Genomic DNA, 7585 nt, shown 5'->3' with positions numbered 1-7585 from the left:
CAAATAAAAGAATTTTGGAAATTAGAAGATTTTAAAAGTACAAAATACAACTTTATAGTATTTCATATAGTTATGTTATTGATAGGATATATGTATTTTCAAATATACAAAAACACAGAAGAAGGGCAAAAGTATGCCAAAAAAAGTTTACCAGTAGCTATAAAGAAGTATGTATGTAAAAAAGAAAAGAAAGTAATAATCTACAGGGGTAGGTACTTTGCAATCTTCAACTTCCTAGAATTTATAAAATTGTATAGTTCTTGTAGCGAAGAGATTCAATCACTCCTTGATCCTATTTTAGCTTTAGTATAGCATAGATGAATTTAATTTTTCATATTACGAATTGAAGATATTTTATTGTATAATATTGAATATATGCTTTGCTGCTTATCTTTTTTCTCTAGCACACTAAACACCTCCAAATTATTCATATATATTACTTCTACATTCACTTTTTAAATTTGAAGTTATTTTTTACATTTATTAGGAGGTGTTTTTCAGCAGTCTCGGTGTGTCCCGTTTGTTTCGAATAGATACATGCTATTTTCTATTTGCTCTTTGATAAAGCTATATAATATTCATTTTCATACTGTATAACAATTATTTCCTCTGATTTTTTACCCTTTAAAGTAAATATATTAGATCCTTCTTTAAAAATATTAGCAATTCCATGAGATTTTGGTATGTCGGTTCCATCAATTACCTTTGTTATTTCCCCTATTTTTTTGTCAATTTGTTCTTCCTTTATAGACTCATAATTTTTATCCTGCACATAATATATTGTATCTTTCCAAAAAATCATTGGAGGAAGGTCATATTTAGTAATTTTAGATTTATTACTGCAGCCAACCATTAAAATTAAAGTAATAAGAAAGAAAACCAATGTTTTTTTATTCAGCCACATTATTTTATCACCTCTACATTAGTAATTATTAGCATTTAGCATAACTTGAAACGCCTAATATTACTTTGCTTCAAAACATAAAATTTTTTAATCACTCTGTAAATTTTTTGTATTTCAAAAAGGATTTCGCCTCACTTTTGTCAAATAATATATTTATCACCAAATATTTAATTTAAAAGGAGGCGAACCCTTTATGAATAGGCAACTTATTTTGGAATGTATTGAATTCTTTACTTCTACACATAAGTCAAATTTCTACTTAAAATTGTTTGATGCTATTGATTTATCTGATTTCCCGGAATATCCATCTTCAAAATATGGCCCTAAAGGATATTCAAGACATTCTCTTTTTAAAGCATTCATTGTAATGAAATGTGAAAAATTTTCTCATATTACTGAACTAATAGATTATCTCAATAATAATCTTTATATTGCTTATCTCTGTGGCTTTGATATTATGAAACCTTTACCTTCCTATTGGACTTTTGAAAGATTTATTAAAAACATAGATAACCAATTCTTTTCAAATATTATGAAAAAATTAGTCTTACATCTTAAGGATTTGGGTTTTATTAGTAATTCTTTTGTTTCAGCAGATGCTACTTAAGTATTTGCTAACACTAAATTTAATAACCCTAAATCTTTTGCTAAAAATAAATTTGATAAGGCTAATCCTCCAAAATCCGATAAAGACTGTAAATTAGGCGTTTATACTGCTAGTAATTCTCATAACGAAAAAAATTATAAATTTTATTGGGGTTATAAAAACATCATTCTCACTGACGCTACTTCAGGACTTCCTATTGCTGAAATTACTACTACAGCAGACATTAAAGAAATGTCTATAACTGTAGAATTTCTTAAAAATACTAACAATTGGTTTTCTTTGAAAGAAACTAAATTTATTGCTGATAAAGGTTTTGATACTAAAGATATTCATAATTTTATCCGCTACGATTTAAATGGACATGCTTTTATTGCCCTTAATAAAAGAAATACTAAAAATCATACTAAATTACCTAATGGCAATGTTTTATGTGATGCTGGTCTTGCTATGCATAAAGACGGCAAACAATATTTTAATGGTTACATTAAACAAAAGTATTGTTGTCCTTTTAGAACTAAAAAAGATGATTCTTTATGTCCATGCAAACATCCTAAATATTTTAATGGTAAGAAAAACCGTAGCTGTACTAAATATGTTACTATAGGAACTGATTATCGTTCTTCTATAAATAGAGATTCTATTTTCTTTAAAAAGATTTATGCCCTTAGAACTGAATCTGAAAGATATAACTCAAGATGGAAAAATTTGAATCTTGAAAAAGCTTACGTTAGAAATATTAATTCAGTTAGTAATTTAAATACTTTAGGGCATATATGTTTACTTGCTTTAGCTTTTGCTGCTATTAAAGATGGTTGTATTGATAAAATCAAATCCCTAACGGGTTATAAAAAATTAGCTTAATTAAATTCTTATTTTACGTTATTCTATTTTTACACTACCCGTATGTCTTTTTTTGTTTCTTTGATGTAATAATTTGGTTGATATTACTTTTTATACATTTCAAAATATGCTTATTATCTTTATATTATTATTTTGTTTTTTTGCCTTCGGCAATTTTATTAATTATGCTCATGTCTCTATTTTAATACTAATACCATTATTTTTCAATTTTTTCATAATTATTTGACAAAACAACTACTTAATTCATATTTGGTGCAATGTCTATTACTAAAATACCTATATTCTTTTTTCTCTGTTGTAAACACTCTCTATCAAGTATTTGTTTTCTATATACCTACTTATATTTCTACCATATAAAACGATATAATCTTCAATATGTAACTTATTGTCTGTAGACGTATTTAATATAATAGTACTAGAATAAATTTGTGGGGGGTAGAAAATTATGGCAAGTGACTATGATATTAAAATTTTATTTGGGTCAAATGTTAAAAAATACAGACTTCAAAAAGGTATTTCTCAGGAAAAGTTAGCTGCTCTTTCCGGCTTACATAGAACATACATAAGTGCTGTGGAAAGAGGTACAAGAAGCATTTCTTTAGACAACATTAAGAAAATTGCTAATGCTTTAGAAATTGAAGAATTCAAACTATTTTTAATAGAATAGGTGAAAAACGTATGGACTATAAAAAAGAAAATCTTAAAACAATGAAAAAATTTAGTAAGTATCCTTATTTTCAACCATGTATCGAAACTTTTAATCAATATTTAGAACGATTTACAGCAAATGGATTGTCTGAAAAACAAGCTACAAGAAAAGTACTAAACTATTTAAAAGATATTCTAAGATCATCACAAAACAGAGTTGAAGAAGTTATTAATCAAAGACTTGAGTCTGGAAGAATATCCGATCCCTCACAAACTAGAAAAGTAGTCGCAGGAAATAATTTTCAGACACTTATTGCATATTCAATAATCAGAAATATCCAAATCGGTAACATATACAAAAATATTGTAGTAAATGCAAGATATAAGAACCATCCACTTTTAGATAAGTATGCAACTATTACGGTTGGTTATAATGAAGATAGCCAAAAACCTGATTCAGACGTTTTAATTTTTAAGGATGATGATTTCTCTCCAATTGTTAATTTTTCATGTAAGACTTCTTTACGAGAAAGAGCAGGACAAACATACAAATGGAAACTTCTTGTTGATTTAGCGACATGCACCTGTAAACATATTCCAATCTCTCAAGAGTGTCCTAAAAACATCTATAATTTACAATATAATAACACAAGAAAAATTTTTATGTGTTTTGTAACTGCAGATCTTTACAACGAAATTAATAATCCTCAAATAAACGGTATATTTAATTTCTTTGATAGAGCATATATTACAAAACCAGATAATGAATTTTTAAATGATAATATCCAATGTTTTGAAAATGTTATTGATTTTCTAAATGAAATCTATTAAACAAGGAGGTAAAAATGTATACTTTAGAAACATTAAAACAAAGACTTAAGGAAATTGAGCAAATGGGATATATACCTACACATAGAAGTGGACCAACCGGAATTGGGAAAACATTAGAAGACTTATTAGGTATCAATGAAAATAATATTGCAGGTGCAGATTTAGGTGATTTAGGAGAATTAAAATCATGTAGAAATAATCAAACTAGTATGATTACTTTGTTTACAAAATCGCCAAAACCCCCAAGAGTAAATGGTATATTGCTTAATACATACGGATATGTTGACCCCAGAAGAGATAGCAGAAAAATTCTACATTCTACAGTAAGCGGTACAAGTTATAATACAGTGAATGGAACCCCTTATGGTTTTAAAGTTGAAGTTGTTGGTGATAGATTGTATTTGAAATCAAACTTTCCTCAACAGGTAACCGCTTACTGGGAAAAAGAAGATTTAAAAAAAGCATTTGAAAAGAAACTACCGAAATTAATTTTTGTTAAAGCAAATTGTAAAGGGACTGGTAGAAATGAGGAATTCCATTTTGTTGAAGCCTATCAATTATCAGGGTTTAGTTTTAAAAACTTTGAAGAATTAATAAATAGAGGAATAATAAAAATAGATATAAGAATAGGGCAATATCCGGATGGAAGAACTCATGATCATGGAACAGCATTCCGTATTATGAACAACCAAATACATTTATGTTTTGCTCATAGAATTAAACTTTTATAAAACACTAAAAAGGATGGGAATTACTTCCTATCCTTTAATGTATTGTCCAACTTCACCTAAATAACTACGCCTCAAGGATGTTTATAGTGAATTGATTCTGTAAACTTTATAGGGTTTGTTAATTGCATAGAACTTTCTATACCTCAAATCATTTTCTCTCAAATTATCATATTCAATACAATGATTGATTACTTCTAGTATTTGCTCTAAAGTTAAAAATACTAATACATCAACTAAATCATAAATTTCCACAATTAAGCCAAAACCTTTTTAAAATTATGCTGTTTTCCCTCTTCTGCTCGCCTTTTCCATTAAATTCTGATGTATCTTTAAACTTAATAAAACCTCACTATCTTTCTTTTCTTAAAACAACTATATGCTCATTGGTCATAGTTGTAACAGTTTTCCCCACTTCATTAGTTGGTGAATTTTTTGAAGGCATAACCTTATTTGGAATACTTCTTGGAATATCACAAACTTCTACCAGTCCATATTGCCTTCCTAGCTCAACTATTATTCTATCAGTTAATAATTTCTCTTCTTTAACCGTTCTATTACCAACAACCCAAAATTGATAGCTATTTAACTTCATTTTTTTAGTTATAGTTTGTATTGACTTATCTAAATCAACATAAAAACTATAAACTTCTCTTGCCCTATTAAGGTCCTTTTCCTTTATTATTTCAATTGACTTTTTTAATGTTTCAGATTGAAGTTCATAATTAAAATCCTTTTTTGCTTTTTTACCACCTAAAAGATTATTATCAACTTTGTGTATATTGCTAGGTTCTATATACTTCAAATCTAACCACCATAATGAAGGCCTGCTAAATTGACCATATGCTACTGTAGTTTTACTATCTCCATAAGGAGGCGAAGTAATCATTAAATCTATCGAATTATCTGGAATAGAATTCAAAACTCTAGCATCTTCAAACTCTATATTAACAGAACAGTCGCTTTCACACCTTTTGCTAAACTCCTTGATTTTTTTAACATTTCTTTCTAAAAACTTATAAAACTCTGTCTTTACATCGGGAGCAAAATCCTTAATCTTTTCTTTTTCCATTCTAAATAGTTTAAATTCTGAATTTCTTGTATTGCAAACATATCTTACAGTTTCACTAAAACATACTAAAAAGAAATTTCTGTAATCTTCCTGTTGTATGTTTAGTATAACATTTTTTAACAATTGGAGTTCCAAAATTACTCTTGGTTTAAACCAATACCCCATATTTTTAAAATTTGGAACTCTTAAGTCACTGTTATTTTTTTTCAAGAAATCTCTTAAAATAATATGGGCTTCTTCACCCCAACCTTTTTTAGCTGTAATATCAATCTTGTTATTTTCTACGTAAGAATTAATGCTTTCTAATATAATACTATTCTTACAATATATTTCCTCTATTCTTTCTTTTAACTCTAGAACTTTTTTGTCTAATTCACTTTCCTCAAGAACAGTTGTCTTTACTTTTGCCAATAAAATTGATAAAGGATTTAAATCAGTTCCATATACTTCTTTTAAACCTGCAAGTTTTCCTTCAACTAGTACAGTAGCACTTCCCATAAATGGATCTAGTAAAGTATCAATTTTTTGATACTTCTTAACAATTGAGATAATGTTTCTTGAAATAGGATATATCATTACAGCAGGATAATTATGTAAACCATGAGTTAATTCTTTGGTATCTTCACCCTCAAAATCCCAATAATTAATTGGCAAATTCCTAAACTCATTTATTAACTCTTTATCTACATTTTTTAATTTATTCATACTCATCCTCCAGTTGTTTATTTTTCCTCTTTAAAACTTCTGATTTAATAAGTTCAGCGGCTTTTTCAGATGTACTTTTTCCAACTCCATATTTTTCAATATCTTCTTTAAGATAATCATTTACATAAATTTTTATTCCCTTCTTTTTCTCTTTTTCATCTAAAGGTGTACGTCCAGCACCTTTTCTATATCCTCCCCAATTATTCTTGCCCATCGTGCCACCTTCCTTTATAATTTATAGAGTAATTCTATCATATTTAACTTGAATATTCAACCTTGTTTTTCAAACATTTGTTCTTTCTTTTCTAATTGTATAATTTGATATCATTTTTAAGAATTTTTTATTAATTACTGGTATAAACATATAAAAAATAAATTGTCCCATAATTACTTGCAGTCTACTTTTATATTTAATAATTTCTTTATCAGATTATTTATTAATAATTTTAAATTGAATTTTTCTTTTTTGGATTTTTTTATTGATAGCTTATAATATAATATGATTGTTTAAATTCTCCACTAACCAATATCATTTCTGATACCACCCCTATTCCATGTGTAGATATGTCGTTGAGCTTTGCATAATATCAATTCTTATTTCTCTAGTAGATCTAAATATCCAAAAATAGAAATATTCATATCTTTGGTATGATTATATAGAATAAAATGATATACATTAAAGCCTAATGATATAAAAAACTTAAACATTTCCATTTGACCTTTATTAATCCCGAAATATCCATCTCTACTTTCATATTTGTATTTCACTTCTATAATGTTAAATTGATTATTTTTTTTGTTAAGAAATCAATATTAATCATCCTATTAAAATAAACAGTTAAAAAGTTATTAGCAAAATGCTTTTAGCCCCCTAATAGATTTGGACAAAATTAACCATAGAAATATAATAATTTTAGGGGGTGAATTTAAGTGCCAAAAAAACAACTCACTGAAGAATTTAGAGTTAAAGTAGTTAAAGAAGCATTAGAAACTGGTGAATAAGGTATAGTAGTAAGACGTCATGATATTCATCCAGTTACCTTATCAAGATGGATAAATAACTATAAAAAATATGGAAAAACAACAGTTTCTAAACAAACTTCCAAAACTACTAATAAAGATGTTAAGTCTCAGATACTAGAAAAAGAAAATGAACAACTAAAGAAACTTTTAGGTGAAAAAGAACTTGAAATACAAATTCTTCGTGATCTTTTAAAAAAACAAACCAA

At 27.2% G+C, this 7585-nt stretch carries 9 protein-coding genes and 1 pseudogene; 7 read left to right on the top strand and 3 right to left on the bottom strand.

All coding sequences use genetic code 11. The annotated features are described in order from the left end of the window. Positions 1-312, top strand: a 312-nt coding sequence (locus BUB51_RS11410) for a hypothetical protein (protein WP_073197136.1), incomplete at its 5' end; no start/stop codon positions are given. 235 nt (positions 313-547) lie between these two features. On the opposite strand, the gene BUB51_RS11405 is transcribed toward BUB51_RS11410, so the two are convergent. After that, complete coding sequence (locus tag BUB51_RS11405) at positions 548-904, bottom strand: hypothetical protein (RefSeq protein WP_073197859.1); 357 nt, start codon at positions 902-904, stop codon at positions 548-550. Between the two features lie 193 nt (positions 905-1097). On the opposite strand from BUB51_RS11405, the gene BUB51_RS13490 reads away from it, so the two are divergent. The 5 genes and pseudogenes from BUB51_RS13490 to BUB51_RS11385 all read left to right on the top strand — a co-directional run bounded on the left by BUB51_RS13490 (position 1098) and on the right by BUB51_RS11385 (position 4582). After that, on the top strand, positions 1098-1511 hold the full coding sequence (locus BUB51_RS13490; protein WP_242945587.1) for a transposase: 414 nt from the start codon (positions 1098-1100) through the stop codon (positions 1509-1511). A gap of 135 nt (positions 1512-1646) precedes the next feature. Beyond that, positions 1647-2372 (top strand): annotated as a pseudogene (locus BUB51_RS13485) (transposase); the annotation flags it as partial. A gap of 445 nt (positions 2373-2817) precedes the next feature. After that, entirely contained in the window at positions 2818-3039 is a 222-nt protein-coding gene (locus tag BUB51_RS11395) for a helix-turn-helix domain-containing protein (RefSeq protein WP_073197857.1), read from the top strand. Between the two features lie 11 nt (positions 3040-3050). Next, the gene (locus BUB51_RS11390) at positions 3051-3851 is read left to right on the top strand and encodes a BsaWI family type II restriction enzyme (protein ID WP_073197856.1); all 801 of its coding nucleotides are present in this window, start codon (positions 3051-3053) and stop codon (positions 3849-3851) included. Positions 3852-3865: 14 nt separating this feature from the next. Further along, a complete protein-coding gene (locus BUB51_RS11385) occupies positions 3866-4582 on the top strand; it encodes an MvaI/BcnI family restriction endonuclease (protein WP_073197853.1) in 717 nt (238 codons plus the stop codon). A 349-nt stretch (positions 4583-4931) separates the two neighbouring features. On the opposite strand, the gene BUB51_RS11380 is transcribed toward BUB51_RS11385, so the two are convergent. After that, the gene (locus tag BUB51_RS11380) at positions 4932-6356 is read right to left on the bottom strand and encodes a TRM11 family methyltransferase (RefSeq protein WP_200791958.1); all 1425 of its coding nucleotides are present in this window, start codon (positions 6354-6356) and stop codon (positions 4932-4934) included. Beyond that, positions 6349-6570, bottom strand: a complete 222-nt coding sequence (locus BUB51_RS11375; RefSeq protein ID WP_073197850.1) for a hypothetical protein — start codon at positions 6568-6570, stop codon at positions 6349-6351. Before BUB51_RS11375 ends, BUB51_RS11380 begins: the two co-directional genes overlap by 8 nt. Before the next feature lie 791 nt (positions 6571-7361). Here BUB51_RS11375 and BUB51_RS13690 point away from each other — a divergent pair. Further along, positions 7362-7585, top strand: a 224-nt coding sequence (locus BUB51_RS13690) for a transposase (RefSeq protein ID WP_143153617.1), incomplete at its 3' end; no start/stop codon positions are given.

The organism is Caloranaerobacter azorensis DSM 13643 (genome assembly GCF_900129995.1).
In the GTDB taxonomy this organism is placed as follows: Bacteria; Bacillota; Clostridia; order Tissierellales; family Thermohalobacteraceae; genus Caloranaerobacter; species Caloranaerobacter azorensis.
This window is presented reverse-complemented; position numbering and strand designations above follow the sequence as displayed.

Coding starts and splice junctions, on each gene's coding strand:
- BUB51_RS11405 (WP_073197859.1), bottom strand. CDS start 904: ATGTGGCTGAATAAAAAAACATTGGTTTTCTTTCTTATTACTTTAATT.
- BUB51_RS13490 (WP_242945587.1), top strand. CDS start 1,098: ATGAATAGGCAACTTATTTTGGAATGTATTGAATTCTTTACTTCTACA.
- BUB51_RS11395 (WP_073197857.1), top strand. CDS start 2,818: ATGGCAAGTGACTATGATATTAAAATTTTATTTGGGTCAAATGTTAAA.
- BUB51_RS11390 (WP_073197856.1), top strand. CDS start 3,051: ATGGACTATAAAAAAGAAAATCTTAAAACAATGAAAAAATTTAGTAAG.
- BUB51_RS11385 (WP_073197853.1), top strand. CDS start 3,866: ATGTATACTTTAGAAACATTAAAACAAAGACTTAAGGAAATTGAGCAA.
- BUB51_RS11380 (WP_200791958.1), bottom strand. CDS start 6,356: ATGAATAAATTAAAAAATGTAGATAAAGAGTTAATAAATGAGTTTAGG.
- BUB51_RS11375 (WP_073197850.1), bottom strand. CDS start 6,570: ATGGGCAAGAATAATTGGGGAGGATATAGAAAAGGTGCTGGACGTACA.